We start from the raw sequence: 14,943 nt of genomic DNA, 5'->3' as shown, positions 1-14,943 counted from the left end.
TATGAAACTGGTACTGGAACAAATAGAAAAGAAATTCGACAAAAAAGAAGTGCTGCGGGGTGCAGATTTTACCTTTGAAAAGGGGAAAATTTATGGGCTGCTGGGGCGAAATGGTGCGGGAAAGACTACGCTGTTCAACTGTATCAATGAGGATATTGAGATTGACGGCGGGAGCTTTTACATCGAGGAAGAGGGCATAAAAAGGCCGATTATTTCCGAGGATATTGGATATGTACTTTCCACGCCTGTGGTGCCTGAGTTTCTCACAGGCAGAGAGTTTTTAAAGTTTTTCATAGAGATCAATGCACAAAAGATGAAAGAATCTAAAAGTTTGGATGAGTATTTTGATTTTATGAAGATAGAGGAGGAGGACAGGGATAAGCTGATGAAAGACTATTCCCACGGCATGAAGAATAAAATGCAGATGCTGGTGAATATCATTGGCAGTCCCACTATTCTTCTGTTGGATGAGCCGCTGACTTCCTTTGATGTCGTAGTGGCAGATGAGATGAAAAAGATGCTGAAGGAGATAAAAAAGGATCATATTCTTATCTTTTCCACGCACATCATGGAGCTGGCCCTGGATTTGTGTGATGAGATTGTGATTCTAAACCAGGGAACTTTGGAAGCGATTCCTAAGGAAAATCTGGATAATGAAGAGTTCAAAGAAAAAATTATTGACACCTTAAGGGGAGAAGAAGGATGAAAACACTTTTAGTATCGTTCCGCCTGAGCAATACATATGGCGCGAATACCTGGATCTACAGGCTGCGCCGTCTGCCGGTGATTAAGAAACTAATCCCAGCAAGCCTGTATGGCTGCGGGGGACTGAAAAAGTTCGTTTATATTTTGTATGTTATCCTGAAAACTATATTAGCCTTTGGCAGTAAATTTTTATATCTGGGACTAATGATCTTACTGCCTCTAAGTATCCTGCCGGGTGATAAGGCCGGGAATTTTGTAAATATATTCTTTTTCCTTACGGCAATGGGAGCATTTACAAACACTGAACTGTTTAACCCCACGAAAGCCAAGTACTATACGGTTGTACTTATGCGTACCGATGCAAAAAGCTATGCCCTTTCCAGCCTTTGGTGGTTCCTGGCTAAGAATGTTGTGACCTGGATACCCGCGGTTCTGATCCTGGGCATGCAGGCAGGTATCCCTCTGGGTGTGTGCCTGCTGGTGCCCGTTGTGATGACAGAATGGAAGCTTGCGGGCAGTGCACTGATGCTGAAGTATTTTGACAGAACCGGCCGTGAGGTATCAGAAAATAATCTGAAGCTTTTTTTCAGTGTGACCGGGGCAGGTCTTTTGCTGGGGTACGGTCTCCCTTGGATTCGTGCAGGCCTCCCTGTGCAGGGCTTTTATCTGGCGGCGGCCCTCCTGATTCCGTGTGCGGTATGTTCTCTGAGAATACTTATTAAGAGCAAAAGCTATAAACGGCTTTATAAAAAGATACTGAATCTTAACGGCCTTATTTTCGGGGTACAGGAGAACGCAGCTGCCACACAGCAGAAAGCCTATCTCTCCAAAATATCTTCGGGGGAAGTCCGGACAGGGAATAAAAAAGGATACGATTACTTCAATGAACTGTTTATACAAAGACACAGGAAGATTCTTACCCATTCAGCCAGAAAAACAGCATACATACTTGTGGTGATTCTGGCCGGAGTGCTCCTTCTCTCCCAGTTCAATCCAAAAGCCTCCCGGGGCATCAATGAGGTGATGCTTAATTTTCTTCCTTATTTTATTTTTGTGATGTATCTGGTGAATAAGGGAGCAGTGGTAACACAGGCTATGTTTATGAATTGTGATCACAGTATGCTGGCATACCGGTTTTACCGGCAGCCGGACGCTGTTCTTAAACTTTTTAAAGTAAGGCTGCTGACACTGATAAAGATTAATATGATACCTGCGGCAGTGATTGCCTGCGGCCTTCCGCTTCTCCTCTTTATCACCGGGGGGACAGAGAATCCGCTGAATTATGCGCTGCTGTTTGTATCTATCCTGGCGATGGCAGTATTTTTTTCCGTACATCACCTGGTGATCTATTATCTGCTTCAGCCCTACAACGTGAATATGGAGGCGAAAAGCAGTGCATATTCGATTGTAAACGGGGTAACGTATTTTTTGTGTTATATGTGCATTAAATTTCAAGCTCCAACTATTATATTTGCAAGTCTGACGATTCTCTTTTCTGCTCTTTATATCGGTGCCGCATTATTCTTGGTCTATCGGTATGCACCGGTCAGATTTTGCCTGAAACAATAATTTTATATACATTATGACCGGCAATTTGGTAAATAATAAAAATACAGAATAAAAAATAAGGAGGTTTACGCATATGTATCGTTATTTGCCAATACGCCGTGTATACGCCAGAGAAGTGCTGGATTCCAGAGGAAATCCCACTGTGGAGGTAGAGGTTACCGTAGGAGAAGGAATTGTAGGAAGAGAGGGACATCTGGGAAGGGCTCTGGTTCCGTCAGGTGCCTCTACCGGCAGATTTGAGGCAGCAGAGCTGCGGGATGGAGATAAACGATACTATGGACTGGGAGTACAGAAGGCAGTTTCAAATGTAAATACAAAACTGGCCGATGCTGTTTTGGGGGAAAATGCCTTAAACCAGAGCCACATTGACTATCTTCTGCTTCAGGCAGACGGAACCAAAAATAAAGAGAATATAGGGGCAAACGCAGTACTGGGGGTTTCTATGGCTGTGGCAAGGGCAGCGGCCAAAGCATTGCGGGTTCCCCTGTATCAATATATCGGGGGCTGCCATGCAAGAAGAATGCCGGTGCCTATGATGAATATCCTGAACGGCGGAAAGCATGCAGATAATACGGTAGACCTTCAGGAGTTCATGATTATGCCTGTGGGTGCAGACAGCTTTTCCACGGGACTGCAGATGTGTGCCGAGATTTACCATAATCTGAAGGTGATACTAAAAGGGGAAAATCTGGCCACTGCGGTGGGCGATGAAGGCGGATTTGCCCCGGATGTTCAGGGATCAATGGAGGTCTTGGAGCTTATGTGTCAGGCAGTGGAAAAGAGCGGTTATAAGCTTCGTGAGGACATCTGCTTTGCAGTGGACGCGGCGGCAAGTGAACTCTACGACAAAGAAAAGGATTATTACTATTTCCCGGGAGAGAGCGAGATGAAGGGAGATACCGTTACAAGAACGGCAAAGGAAATGGTAGGCTATTACGAAGAGCTCATTGATGAATTCCCAATTGTCTCAATTGAAGATGGACTGCACGAAGATGACTGGGACGGCTGGAAGCTGATGACGGAAAAGCTGGGAGACAGAGTGCAGCTGGTAGGAGATGACCTTTTTGTGACAAATATCAAGAGGCTTGGCTGCGGCATAAAGCTGGATGTGGCCAATGCGATTCTCATAAAGCTGAATCAGATCGGGACGGTATCGGAGGCCCTGGATGCCGTAGAGATGGCCCATAAAGCAGGATACCGGGCTGTGATCTCACACCGTTCCGGTGAGACGGAGGACACTTTTATCGCAGATCTGGCGGTTGCTGTAAATGCAGGACAGATTAAGACAGGAGCTCCCTGCAGGACTGACCGGACGGCAAAATACAACCAGCTGCTGCGAATAGAGGATACTCTGGGAAATATAGCCCAGTACGACACACCTTTTATCTGACTAGTTTAGGGGGAAGAGGGAAGCTTATCCTCTCTCCTCCTGATTTTTGTTATATTTCCGAAAAACAAGTTGAAAAACTTTTACCTCTATGGTAAAATTATCTTGTTTGACAATTAGGAGGTGTAATCGTGGATATTTTACGTATGGTTCTGACCATAATTTTCGTTATTGATTGTATAGCCATTACTGTTCTTGTATTGATGCAGGAGGGAAAGCAGCAGGGTCTGGGCAGCATTGCAGGTATGGCCGATACGTATTGGGGCAAGAACAAAGGAAGATCTATGGAAGGGAACCTGGTTCGTGCTACGAAGATTACAGGATTATTATTTTTTGTACTGGCATTAGTATTAAACCTGAAGTTTTAACAGATGACACTCTTGTGAAGGAACAAGAGTGTTTTTTTCTTTTGAAGTCTCGGGAGAAAGATAGATAGGAGAAGAAGTGAATACGAAATTATTAAAGAAAAGAAGGAAAATGCTCTATGATATTATAAGCTGCAAGGAATACGAGCCTATGAGGGCAAAAGAGCTGGCAATTTTACTGGAACTGCCGAAAGGCAAAAGAAAGGAACTTCATGAAGTTTTGGATCTGATGGTGGAGGAAGGCATTCTTGAGATTACCAAACGGGGGCGGTATCAGAAAAGGTCAGGGAAAAAGCCGGATTCAGTCAGGGCAGTGGATCGGATCCCCGGAAGGAGAAAGAATAGCGGCAGAGAAGATGCAGTCTGTCCTGTGGGGAAGGAAGCGATGAAAGGAGAGCCGGAAAGGGAGTATGCAGAGGGCATCTTTATCGGTCACCCCAAGGGATTTGGATTTGTTGAGGTGTCAGGGGATACAGAGGATATCTTTATTCCGGAATCCCAGGTAGAGAATGCAGTGCATATGGACCGGGTGAGGGTACTTCTTTCCCCGGAACCGGAATCTAACGGAAGAAGGCGGGAAGGCAGTATTGTTAAGATACTGGAACACGGCACAGTCCAGGTGGTTGGGACATATCAGAGAAACAGCCATTTTGGGTTTGTGATAGCGGATAATGCAAAATTTTCCAGGGATATATTTGTACCCATGGAGTGCTCGAAGGGGGCTGTGACAGGGGACAAGGTGGTAGCGGTAATTACGGACTACGGGACAAAGAATAAGAGTCCCGAGGGCAAGGTTGTGGAGATACTGGGACATTTCAGCGAGGCAGGGGTGGATGTCCTTTCTATCGCCAAAGGGTATGACCTGCCTATGGAATTTCCTGAGAAAGTAAATAATCAGGCCGCAAAGGTGAAGGAATATCTGATTCCGGGAGATTTTGACAGCAGGATGGATCTGAGAGAGTGGACCATAGTGACAATTGACGGAGAAGACGCCAAGGATCTGGACGACGGCATATCCCTTAGCAAGGAGGGGGATATCTACCATTTGGGGGTCCATATAGCGGATGTCAGCAATTATGTACAGTATAGCAGTGCACTGGACAGAGAGGCGCTGAAAAGAGGGACAAGCGTATATCTGGTAGATCGGGTGATTCCAATGCTGCCTCCCCGTCTGTCAAACGGTATCTGTTCCCTGAATCAGGGAGAGGATCGGCTGGCTTTGAGCTGCCTGATGGACATCGACGAAACCGGACAAGTAGTTTCCCATCAGATTGCCGAGACAGTAATCCGGGTAAGCAGGAGAATGACTTACACGAATGTGAAAAAGATTCTGGAGCAGGAGGATGCATCTGCAGCCAGGGAATACGAAGAGTTAGTTCCGCTGTTTTTTCTGATGAAGGAGGTTTCCGAACTTTTGAGAAAAAGAAGGGAAAAACGGGGAGCAATTGACTTTGATTTCCCCGAGAGCAAGATCCTTCTGAACAGTCAGGGCAGACCGGTGGAGATCTATCCCTATGAGCATAATGTGGCTACAAAGATAATTGAGGATTTTATGCTGATCGCCAATGAGACAGTTGCAGAGGAATTCTGCCGTGCAGAGATTCCCTTTGTGTACCGGGTACACGAAGAACCGGACGAGGAAAAGATGGAAGCTGTTCTGCAGATGATTCATAACTTTGGCATTCCTGCCGTAAAGTCTAAGCAGAAGATTCATCCAAAGGAGATTCAGAAAATATTAAAGAGGATAGAAGGGACACCGGAGGAATCTCTATTTTCCCGGCTGCTCCTCCGTTCAATGAAACAGGCAAAATATACTCCGGAATGTACCGGCCACTTCGGTCTTGCGGCCAGATATTACTGCCATTTTACCTCGCCTATCCGCAGGTATCCGGATCTGCAGATTCACAGAATCATTAAGGAGACACTCCGGGGCAGAATGAACGAAGACAGAATCCGCCATTATCAGGGGATCCTGGAAGAGGTATCTGTCCAGTCCAGCGCCATGGAGCGCAGGGCAGAGGAGGTTGAGCGGGAGACAGATAAGCTGAAGAAAGCAGAATATATGTCTTCCCGGATCGGCTGTGAGTACCAGGGAATTATCTCCGGGGTTACGGAGTGGGGGATTTATGTGGAACTGCCCAATACAGTGGAGGGCCTGGTTCATGTAAATACGCTCAGAGATGATTATTATGTATTTGACAAGGATCACTACCGGATCGTGGGAGAGATGACGAAAAAAACATACGGACTTGGCCAGAAAGTGACCGTACGGGTAGAAGATGCTGATATGATAACTAAGACCATAGATTTTGTGCTGGCAAAGGAAGGAAAGGAGGATGAGGAGAATGAGCAAGGAATCGGGCAGCCGTCTGATTGCAAACAATAAAAAAGCATATCATGATTATTTTATCGAAGACAGCTATGAGGCAGGAATTGCCCTGGTGGGCACGGAGGTGAAGTCCCTGCGCATGGGGAAATGCAGTATCAAGGAGTCATTTCTTAGGATTGAACATGGAGAAGTGCTTATCTACGGGATGCATATCAGCCCCTATGAAAAAGGTAATATCTTTAATAAAGATCCTCTGCGTGTTAGAAAGCTTCTGCTCCATGAGTATGAGATTAGAAAGATTGCGGCCAAAATCGCAGAGCAGGGATATACCCTTGTGCCTTTGAAGGTTTACTTTAAAGGCAGTCTTGTAAAGGTGGAGATTGGAATTGCAAAAGGGAAGAAGCTTTACGATAAAAGACAGGATATTGCAAAGAAAGATCAGAGGCGGGAAGCCGAGAGAGATTTTAAAGTTAAAAACTTATTTTAAACAAATGAAAAACAGGGCAGCCGCAGCTGCCCTGGAATAGAGAAGTATAGGAAAACAACATCGAAAACGTTCGTCAATTACTGTATCTCAATTAGCTTGGGCTGTTCTTTCTCCGGAACCTGAGGTGCCTGTTTGGGAACGGCCAGACGAAGAACGCCGTTTTGGAAAGCAGCTTTGATATCTTCCTGTCTGATATCCTCGCCCACATAGAAGGTTCTCTTGCAGGTTCCCTGGAAGCGCTCTCTGCGCAGATATTTCCCTTGATTATCTTTCTCGTCTTTGTTCTCTGTATGGTTTGCAGAGATTGTCAGATAACCGTCCTTCAGTTCTGCCTGGATATCTTCTTTTGAATATCCGGGAAGCTCCATGTCAATCACATAGCTGCCGTCTTTTTCCTGGATATCTGTCTTCATCAGAGATGAACGGCCGGCGGTTTCAAAAGGTGCAGTGAAAAATGGGTCACTGAACATTTCATCAAATAAATCAAAAGGTCTTCTAAATAACATAGGTCATTCCTCCTTATTTTTCTTTATGTTACCCCGGCAGCTGCCTGCCTTCATAACAGTTGCTGTTTTATTTGTTCTATATGTTTTATAACACATATTATTAGCACTGTCAAGCGGTGAGTGCTAATTTAATAATTGTTTTATAATATTTATATTTTGTTCAGAAATCTTAGGTTTTAGACTTATACTGTACATTTATTTACTTTCTATTATAAAAATGATAAAATGAACAAAAGAATACCTTTTTAAAACGAGGACAGGAGGCATGACAATGGAAGACAAGCTATATCAGATGATGGATTGGCCAAAGATTGAGGCTGTGGTTTACTCTGAGGAGAGTACCCCCCGCAATCTTTTAGGTCCCCGGGTTACAGAAGAAGGGATATTGATTCAGTGCTTTTATCCGCTGGCAGAAAAAGCCAGCGTGCATGTAATAAAGGATGATAAGACTTATGAGATGGTGATGGAGGACGAGGGGGGATACTTTGCCGTGCTGATACCGGGAAAGAATATTCCCCAGTACCGTCTGATTGTGGAGTATAAGGAAGAGACCCTGGAGGTTTATGACCCTTATGCATTTCCCACGCAGATCACACCGGAGGAGGAACAGAAATTTAATGCGGGAATCTGTTATGAGATCTATAAAAAGCTGGGAGCTCACCCAATGACTTTGAACGGAGTTTATGGAACGTACTTTGCAGTGTGGGCGCCAAATGCCATGCGGGTCAGTGTTGTGGGGGATTTTAACCGGTGGGACGGAAGGGTTTATCCCATGAACCGGCTGGAGGCGTCCGGGATCTTTGAACTGTTTGTTCCGGAAATTGCCTGCGGATCTCTATATAAGTATGAGATTAAGGCGAAAGGCGGCCTTACCTATCTGAAAGCGGATCCCTATGCAAACCAGGCGCAGCTTCGGCCGGACACGGCCTCCGTGGTAGCAGATCTGGAGCGTTATCAGTGGGAAGATAAGGACTGGATGAAAAAACGGAAGCAGGTCAACGACGAGAAAAAACCTATGGTCATTTATGAAATGCACCTGGGTTCCTGGAAGAGACCGGGTGACGGGGATACCTTCTGTAATTACAGAGATACGGCAGAGGAGCTTGCGGCGTATCTAAAGGATATGGGGTATACCCATGTGGAACTGATGCCCGTGATGGAGCACCCTCTGGATGCCTCCTGGGGGTATCAGGTGACGGGATATTATGCCCCTACCAGCAGATACGGCACCTGCGATGACTTTATGTACTTTGTGGATTATCTCCACAGGCAGGGGATAGGGGTAATCCTCGATTGGGTGCCTGCACATTTTCCCAAGGATACCTTTGGACTTTCTAATTTTGACGGAACCTGCCTGTATGAACATCTGGATCCAAGACAGGGAATGCATCCCCACTGGGGGACCCTGATCTATAATTACGGCCGTCCCCAGGTATCAAACTTTCTGATTGCCAATGCCCTATTCTGGGCAGAGAAATATCATGTGGACGGGATCCGCATGGATGCGGTGGCCTCTATGCTGTATCTGGACTACGGAAAGAAGGACGGAGAATGGGTGGCCAATATTTACGGGGGGAATGAGAACCTGGAAGCCATTGAATTCCTCAGGCATCTGAACTCTGTATTTAAGAAAAAGCACAGAGATGTGCTGCTGATTGCGGAGGAATCCACTGCCTGGCCTCGGATTACCGGCAGCCTGGAGGAGGACGGACTGGGATTTGACTATAAATGGAATATGGGATGGATGAATGACTTTATCCGGTATATGTGCTACGATCCTCTGTTTCGGGGAGGGCATCACGATGAACTTACATTTAGTATGATCTATGCATACAGCGAAAAGTTTCTGCTCAGCCTGTCCCACGATGAAGTCGTGCACGGCAAATGTTCGCTCCTGAATAAGATGCCCGGGGAGAAGGAGAAAAAGTTTGCAAACCTCAGGGCAGCGTATGGCTTTATGCTGGCACATCCCGGCAAAAAACTTCTGTTTATGGGACAGGAATTTGCCCAGGAACGGGAATGGTCAGAGGAGAGGGAACTTGACTGGGAACTGCTGGAAGAGGAATCCCACAGACAGATGCAAAATTATGTGAAGGCTCTGTGGCATTTGTATAAGGAATATCCTGCATTGTATCAGCTGGACTTCGATACGGATGGGTTTGAATGGATCAACCAGCTGGAGTATGAGAAAAATATGCTCACCTTTTTGAGAAAGACCAGAAGAAATGCAGATACGCTTCTGCTTGTATGCAATTTTTCCGATGTGGAATACGACGGATACCAGGTTGGCGTTCCCTATGCGGGCAAGTACAAGGAAGTATTTAACAGTGACAGAAAAGAATTCGGCGGCTCCGGGGTGGTGAATCCCAGGGTGAAAATGTCTAAAAAAACGGAGTGCGACGAGCGGAAGAACTCCATTGTGATTAAAGTGCCGCCTCTTAGCTTCCAGATCTTTGCATACAGGAAGGAAGTGGATAAGGTAGTAGACAACAAAACTGCCAGGAAAAAGAGAAAGACTTCAGCCGGAAGAAATCTGAAAAAAGAGCTGGCGGATAAAATGTTGTAGAAAACAGGAGATATTGCATGGATACTGAAACAGTGGAAGTACACAAGATGATTACGTATTTTGAGGCTATGCTTCCTACGGTGATTAACTTTGCCGTAAAAGTAGTTCTGGCGCTGCTGGTATACTTTATCTGTTCTAAGATAATCAAAAAGCTGTGCAAGGTGCTGAGAGCCTCTATGGAGAAGGCGGGCATTGACCTGGGAGTCGTGCAGTTTGTGAACTCTATTGCCAGGGCAGGACTTTATTTTCTGCTTATAGTCACTATAGCAGTGCGGTTTGGAATTAAGGAATCCTCAGTGGCGGCTTTGCTGGCATCCGGAGGTGTGGCGGTTGGTCTTGCACTGCAGGGAGGGCTCTCAAACTTTGCCGGGGGTGTGATTATTCTGGCACTGAAGCCATTTCAGGTGGGAGACTATATCATTGAAAATACCGGTAAACAGGAGGGAACAGTTACCAAGATAGAGATGTTTTATACCACACTTTCCACTGTGGACAACAAGCGGATTGTTATTCCCAACGGGACGCTTACAGAGGCGAGTGTGGTCAATGTTACGGCCCAGGAGAAGAGAAAGCTGGAATTTAAAATCGGAATTTCCTACCAGTCAGATCTGAAAAAGGCAAAAGGGATTCTGGAGCGTCTGCTCCACGAGGATCCTTGTATTATGTCGGATCAGGAGATGATTGTTTTTGTAGATGAATTGGGGGAAAGCTCTGTGATTATTGGCTTTCGTGCCTGGGTGAAGACGGAAGAGTACTGGAACACCAAGTGGAGGCTCAACGAGAAGGTAAAACTTGCATTTGATGAGGAAGATATCGAGATACCCTACAACAAACTGGATGTGAGAGTCAGCCATATGGAACAGTGACAGGAGAGGAGATGCATTCTATGAAAGCGAAAAAACTATCGGCAATTCTTTTGGCGTTCTGTCTGGGTACAGGGGGAATCGCTGGCTGCGGCACAGAGGACAAAGGGAAGACTACAGAAAAAGAAGCAGAGAGTACTGCTACCCAGGAAGATAATAAAGATAACCAGGAAACAGAGAAGGAAGAGAACAAAGAAGAGGCACCTAAGGAAGAGAAAGAGACATCTTCCATTCCTGCGGAAAACGGAAAAGCCATTATCTACTCACCTAACGAGAATGCAGATGGTTATAACAAGCAGGAAATGGATTTTGAGGAAGTATCTCCCGGTATGATTATCGGCCAGATGGTAGGCGACGGAACCCTGCCGGACAGTGTGGTGGTACAGAATTTTGAAGAGGTTGACAATGAGGGAGAGTCCGCCCTCCGATTGGATCTGTCCTCAGGGTTCGGAGAGTATGTACAGTCAATGGGTACGGCCGGGGAGGATATGACCATGGGATCTCTGGTTAACACATTTCTGGATACCTACGGGGTATCCTCAATAGAGATTTTGGTGGATGGAGAAGCCTTCAGTACCGGACACAGTGAGTACAGCGGATTTTTAAGCCGCTATGAGTAACAAAAGCAGGATAAAACAGAATATTGTTAAAAAAGAAGAAGGATCTGGTGCCTAAGCACGGATCCTTCTTCTTTTTTCTTGCAGATTCTGCATAAATTTCCGTAAACTCACAGAAACTAAAGCAAGGAAAAGAAGAATGTGAGGACAGAGATATGACGGAATTTGGATTGAAAACAACAGTACATTTCGGCCAGGCACCTCTTTCTTATCTAGATACCCTGAAAGCACAGAAAATATTCATTGTTACAGACCCTTTTATGGTGGAGTCAAAGATGGCAGACAGGATTACGGAACGGCTGTCAGGAAAGGAAGTCAGTATCTTCAGCAATGTGGTTCCGGATCCGCCTATGGAGCTGGTAGTGCAGGGAGTCAATGAAGTTATTGCCTTCCGCCCGGATCTGCTCATTGCATTGGGCGGCGGCTCAGCCATAGATGAGGCAAAAGCAATTATGCAGTTCTCCAGAAAGATTGGGGAGCTGCCGGATATGGACTTCATTGCCGTTCCCACTACAAGTGGAACGGGATCTGAGGTTACTTCATTTGCTGTGATTACAGACAGGGAAAAAGGAAGAAAGTATCCTCTGGTGGCACCGGAGCTTTTGCCGGATGTGGCAATTTTAGACAGTGATCTGGTAAAAAGCGTTCCCCCGGGGGTTGTGGCTGACACAGGCATTGATGTACTTACTCATGCCCTGGAGGCTTATGTGTCCCTGAAAGCTAATTTTTTTACAGATGCATTCGCAGAGAAAGCTGTCCTTACGGTCTTTCAGTATCTCCTGCGTTCTTTTGAGAGCAGTGAGGATACGGAAGCCAGAGCACAGATGCACTATGCCTCCTGTATGGCAGGAATGGCATTTGACCAGACCTCTCTGGGAGTGAACCATGGAATTGCCCATAACATCGGGGGGAGATTCAAGGTTCCTCACGGCAGGGCGAACGGGATCCTTCTTCCCCATATAGTAGAATACAATGCGGATCTGAAGGATTATCAGCAGAAGGAGTACAGCCTGGCGGCCAGAAAATATGCAAGGCTTGCTGAGCTGCTGGGAATCGGAGGCGTGAATGTACGCACGGGCGTCAGGAATCTTATCAGTCATATCAGAAAACTGGAAAAAGCGCTGAAGATGCCCCAGGGCTTTCATGACTGTAAAATAGCACAGGCTGAATATCAGAAGGAAGAAGAAACAATTGCGCAGGGAGCGCTGGCAGACGGGTGTACGGCCACAAATCCCAGGCAGGTTACCCGGGCAGATGTAATAAAAATTCTCAGACAGGCCTGGTAATGAGAGAGACAGGGCGGTGACGAAATGGAACAGCAAGAAAAACAGCGGATAATTCAGGAATTTGTACCGGGCAAACAGGTGACTTTAGCACATGTGATTGCAGGACCAGACAGGGATATCTATGTGAAACTGGGGCTGGAGCCGGGAAGGCAGGATGCCATCGGCATTCTGACAATCACTCCCAGCGAGGGGTCAATTATTGCAGCTGATATAGCAACTAAGGCATCGGATATCACTCTCGGATTCATTGACAGATTCAGCGGGGCTTTGGTATTTACCGGAGATATCAGCTCTGTAGAGGCAGCTATTAAGGATATTTTGAGGACGCTGGAACAGGACTTGGGATTCGCGCCGGCTCCTGTTACGAGGTCTTAGCTATGAAAAAGGTAATTTTTATGGGAAAGACAGGGTGCGGGAAAACGACACTGTGCCAAAAGCTCCACGAACAGGAGTTGAAATATAAAAAGACACAGGCAGTAGAGCGCTATGGGGATGCCATTGACACACCAGGTGAATATCTGGAAAACCGGCATTTTTACAATGCATTGATTATGTCGGCCATCGATGCGCGGATGATTGCCCTTGTGGCGGATCCCACCTCCTCCTATCAGGCAATTCCCCCTGGCTTTGCCAGCATATTCGGAAAAAAAGTGATTGGGATTATTACAAAGTGCAGGGAAGCGACTCAGGAACAGATCCAAAAAGCCAGAGGAGAGCTGCAGGCAGGGGGCGCCTGGCCCATATTTGCGGTAGACACGCCTGCAGGGGTGGGAATCCCGGAATTATTTGATTATCTGGAGAGAGAGGGGAAAGCCAGTGAAGGAAGAGCTGCTCAGTGTAGGAATTGATCTGGGAACGAGTACTACACAATTGATTTTTTCTAAATTAATTGTGGAAAATATGGCCAGCAGCTATACCGTACCCCGTATGGTAATTGCAGACAAACAGATCAAATATAAAAGTGAAATATATTTTACTCCTCTTCTGGGGGAATCTCAGAACCGCATTGATTTTGAAAAAATCAGAGATATTGTGGAAGCTGAGTACAAAAAGGCGGGTATCCGAAAAGAGCAGATCGATACCGGGGCTGTGATTATTACCGGTGAGACAGCCAGAAAAGAGAATGCCAGAGAAGTGGTTAATGCCCTTGGGGATTTCGCAGGGGATTTTGTGGTAGCTACTGCCGGCCCGGATCTGGAGAGTGTTATCTCAGGCAAAGGGGCAGGGGCAGATGAATATTCCAAGGAGCATCATACCACGGTAGTTAATATAGATATCGGGGGCGGCACCAGCAACCTTGCGGTATTTCAGAGGGGAGATACCTGTGATACCGGATGCCTGGATATTGGGGGGCGTCTGATAAAGGCAGATGCTGATACTCACAGAATCACCTATATTGCCCCTAAGCTGCAGGAGATTATCCAAATGGAGCATCTGCCCCTGGCAGTGGGTGATACCGCTACAGAGGCAAATGTAGCGCCCGTGATTGCTATTATGGTTTCGGCTCTGGAGGCGAGTGTGGGACTTAAGCCCCAGGGGAAGTACTATCAGCTTCTGGTCACTCACAGAGGAATCGAGTTCAAAGAACCAATTCCCTGTATCAGCTTTTCCGGGGGTGTGGCGGAGGCGGTTTATCAATCCCGGAAGTTTGAAGACAAGTTCTGCTATGGGGACATCGGAATCCTTCTGGGGGAAGCCATTGCACGGTCAGAGCTGTGCAGGAGGATGAAGGTGATAGAGAGCAGGGAAAGGATTCGGGCTACAGTGGTAGGCGCCGGAAGCCATACGACAGAAATCAGCGGAAGTACAATTACTTACACAAAAGATACCTTCCCGGTAAAGAATCTTCCGGTGCTGAAGATAAGCCCCAGGGAGGAGCAGGAAAATCTGGGCGAAAGTCTGAGAAAGAAGATTGAATGGTTTGAGGTAGAGGACAGCCTGCAGCCGGTGGCTGTAGCCCTTACAGGGGCAGAAAACCCTACCTTCGCGGAAGTACAGACCTATGCCGGCGAGCTGCTTTTAGGGATGAAAGCCCTGATGGAGCGGGGACTGCCGGTTATTGTCATAGTGGAGAGAGATATGGCGAAGGTACTGGGTCAGTCTATGTATGCCCTCCTGGGGTACGGGAAGGACGTTGTCTGCCTGGACGGTGTAAGGCTCCAGGAAGGAGATTATATTGATATCGGGAGGCCTATTGCCCAGGGAAGTGTTCTCCCTGTGGTGGTAAAAACCCTGGTATTTCATTCATAGAAAATAATGAAAA

14 protein-coding genes are annotated in these 14,943 nt (G+C 46.5%); 13 read left to right on the top strand and 1 reads right to left on the bottom strand.

The annotated features are described in order from the left end of the window. Nucleotide 1: 1 nt before the first annotated feature. From BUA56_RS05950 to smpB, 6 genes are all read left to right on the top strand, one after another. Nucleotides 2-706, top strand: coding sequence for an ATP-binding cassette domain-containing protein (locus BUA56_RS05950; protein WP_072849890.1), 705 nt, complete (start codon nt 2-4; stop codon nt 704-706). Continuing rightward, complete coding sequence (locus tag BUA56_RS23580; protein WP_072849888.1) at nt 703-2,274, top strand: hypothetical protein; 1,572 nt, start codon at nt 703-705, stop codon at nt 2,272-2,274. The genes BUA56_RS05950 and BUA56_RS23580 overlap by 4 nt, the downstream gene beginning before the upstream one ends. A 73-nt stretch (nt 2,275-2,347) precedes the next feature. Beyond that, nucleotides 2,348-3,664, top strand: coding sequence for a phosphopyruvate hydratase (eno, locus tag BUA56_RS05940; protein ID WP_072849886.1), 1,317 nt, complete (start codon nt 2,348-2,350; stop codon nt 3,662-3,664). A 128-nt stretch (nt 3,665-3,792) separates the two neighbouring features. Further along, the gene (gene secG / locus BUA56_RS05935; protein ID WP_072849884.1) at nt 3,793-4,029 is read left to right on the top strand and encodes a preprotein translocase subunit SecG; all 237 of its coding nucleotides are present in this window, start codon (nt 3,793-3,795) and stop codon (nt 4,027-4,029) included. A gap of 76 nt (nt 4,030-4,105) precedes the next feature. After that, a complete protein-coding gene (gene rnr / locus BUA56_RS05930; protein WP_341443387.1) occupies nt 4,106-6,412 on the top strand; it encodes a ribonuclease R in 2,307 nt (768 codons plus the stop codon). Beyond that, nucleotides 6,372-6,842: an SsrA-binding protein SmpB gene (smpB, locus tag BUA56_RS05925; RefSeq protein WP_072849882.1), complete on the top strand. Its 471-nt coding sequence runs from the start codon at nt 6,372-6,374 to the stop codon at nt 6,840-6,842. The genes rnr and smpB overlap by 41 nt, the downstream gene beginning before the upstream one ends. A 77-nt stretch (nt 6,843-6,919) precedes the next feature. Here smpB and BUA56_RS05920 read toward each other — a convergent pair whose 3' ends face one another. Then, on the bottom strand, nt 6,920-7,348 hold the full coding sequence (locus BUA56_RS05920; protein WP_072849880.1) for an Hsp20/alpha crystallin family protein: 429 nt from the start codon (nt 7,346-7,348) through the stop codon (nt 6,920-6,922). Between the two features lie 271 nt (nt 7,349-7,619). On the opposite strand from BUA56_RS05920, the gene glgB reads away from it, so the two are divergent. From glgB to eutA, 7 genes are all read left to right on the top strand, one after another. After that, nucleotides 7,620-9,914: a 1,4-alpha-glucan branching protein GlgB gene (glgB, locus tag BUA56_RS05915; protein ID WP_072849878.1), complete on the top strand. Its 2,295-nt coding sequence runs from the start codon at nt 7,620-7,622 to the stop codon at nt 9,912-9,914. Between the two features lie 17 nt (nt 9,915-9,931). Beyond that, nucleotides 9,932-10,780, top strand: coding sequence for a mechanosensitive ion channel family protein (locus BUA56_RS05910; RefSeq protein WP_072849875.1), 849 nt, complete (start codon nt 9,932-9,934; stop codon nt 10,778-10,780). A gap of 20 nt (nt 10,781-10,800) precedes the next feature. Then, complete coding sequence (locus tag BUA56_RS05905; RefSeq protein WP_072849873.1) at nt 10,801-11,397, top strand: GerMN domain-containing protein; 597 nt, start codon at nt 10,801-10,803, stop codon at nt 11,395-11,397. A gap of 152 nt (nt 11,398-11,549) precedes the next feature. Continuing rightward, nucleotides 11,550-12,680 carry a 1-propanol dehydrogenase PduQ gene (locus BUA56_RS05900; RefSeq protein WP_072849871.1) on the top strand — a complete coding sequence of 377 codons (1,131 nt, stop codon included), beginning with the start codon at nt 11,550-11,552 and terminating at the stop codon, nt 12,678-12,680. A gap of 24 nt (nt 12,681-12,704) precedes the next feature. Continuing rightward, nucleotides 12,705-13,055, top strand: coding sequence for a BMC domain-containing protein (locus BUA56_RS05895; RefSeq protein WP_072849869.1), 351 nt, complete (start codon nt 12,705-12,707; stop codon nt 13,053-13,055). A 2-nt stretch (nt 13,056-13,057) separates the two neighbouring features. After that, nucleotides 13,058-13,528 (top strand): EutP/PduV family microcompartment system protein, encoded by a 471-nt coding sequence (locus tag BUA56_RS05890; protein ID WP_072849868.1) that lies wholly within the window; start codon nt 13,058-13,060, stop codon nt 13,526-13,528. Next, entirely contained in the window at nt 13,497-14,930 is a 1,434-nt protein-coding gene (eutA, locus tag BUA56_RS05885) for an ethanolamine ammonia-lyase reactivating factor EutA (protein ID WP_072849866.1), read from the top strand. The genes BUA56_RS05890 and eutA overlap by 32 nt, the downstream gene beginning before the upstream one ends. Nucleotides 14,931-14,943: the final 13 nt, after the last annotated feature.

The organism is Lactonifactor longoviformis DSM 17459, from assembly GCF_900129135.1.
In the GTDB taxonomy this organism is placed as follows: Bacteria; Bacillota; Clostridia; order Lachnospirales; family Lachnospiraceae; genus Lactonifactor; species Lactonifactor longoviformis.
The sequence above is the reverse complement of the archived record's forward strand: the minus strand, read 5'-3'. Positions and strand labels throughout refer to the sequence as shown.

Coding starts and splice junctions, on each gene's coding strand:
- BUA56_RS05950 (WP_072849890.1), top strand. CDS start 2: ATGAAACTGGTACTGGAACAAATAGAAAAGAAATTCGACAAAAAAGAA.
- BUA56_RS23580 (WP_072849888.1), top strand. CDS start 703: ATGAAAACACTTTTAGTATCGTTCCGCCTGAGCAATACATATGGCGCG.
- eno (WP_072849886.1), top strand. CDS start 2,348: ATGTATCGTTATTTGCCAATACGCCGTGTATACGCCAGAGAAGTGCTG.
- smpB (WP_072849882.1), top strand. CDS start 6,372: ATGAGCAAGGAATCGGGCAGCCGTCTGATTGCAAACAATAAAAAAGCA.
- BUA56_RS05920 (WP_072849880.1), bottom strand. CDS start 7,348: ATGTTATTTAGAAGACCTTTTGATTTATTTGATGAAATGTTCAGTGAC.
- glgB (WP_072849878.1), top strand. CDS start 7,620: ATGGAAGACAAGCTATATCAGATGATGGATTGGCCAAAGATTGAGGCT.
- BUA56_RS05910 (WP_072849875.1), top strand. CDS start 9,932: ATGGATACTGAAACAGTGGAAGTACACAAGATGATTACGTATTTTGAG.
- BUA56_RS05905 (WP_072849873.1), top strand. CDS start 10,801: ATGAAAGCGAAAAAACTATCGGCAATTCTTTTGGCGTTCTGTCTGGGT.
- BUA56_RS05900 (WP_072849871.1), top strand. CDS start 11,550: ATGACGGAATTTGGATTGAAAACAACAGTACATTTCGGCCAGGCACCT.
- BUA56_RS05895 (WP_072849869.1), top strand. CDS start 12,705: ATGGAACAGCAAGAAAAACAGCGGATAATTCAGGAATTTGTACCGGGC.
- BUA56_RS05890 (WP_072849868.1), top strand. CDS start 13,058: ATGAAAAAGGTAATTTTTATGGGAAAGACAGGGTGCGGGAAAACGACA.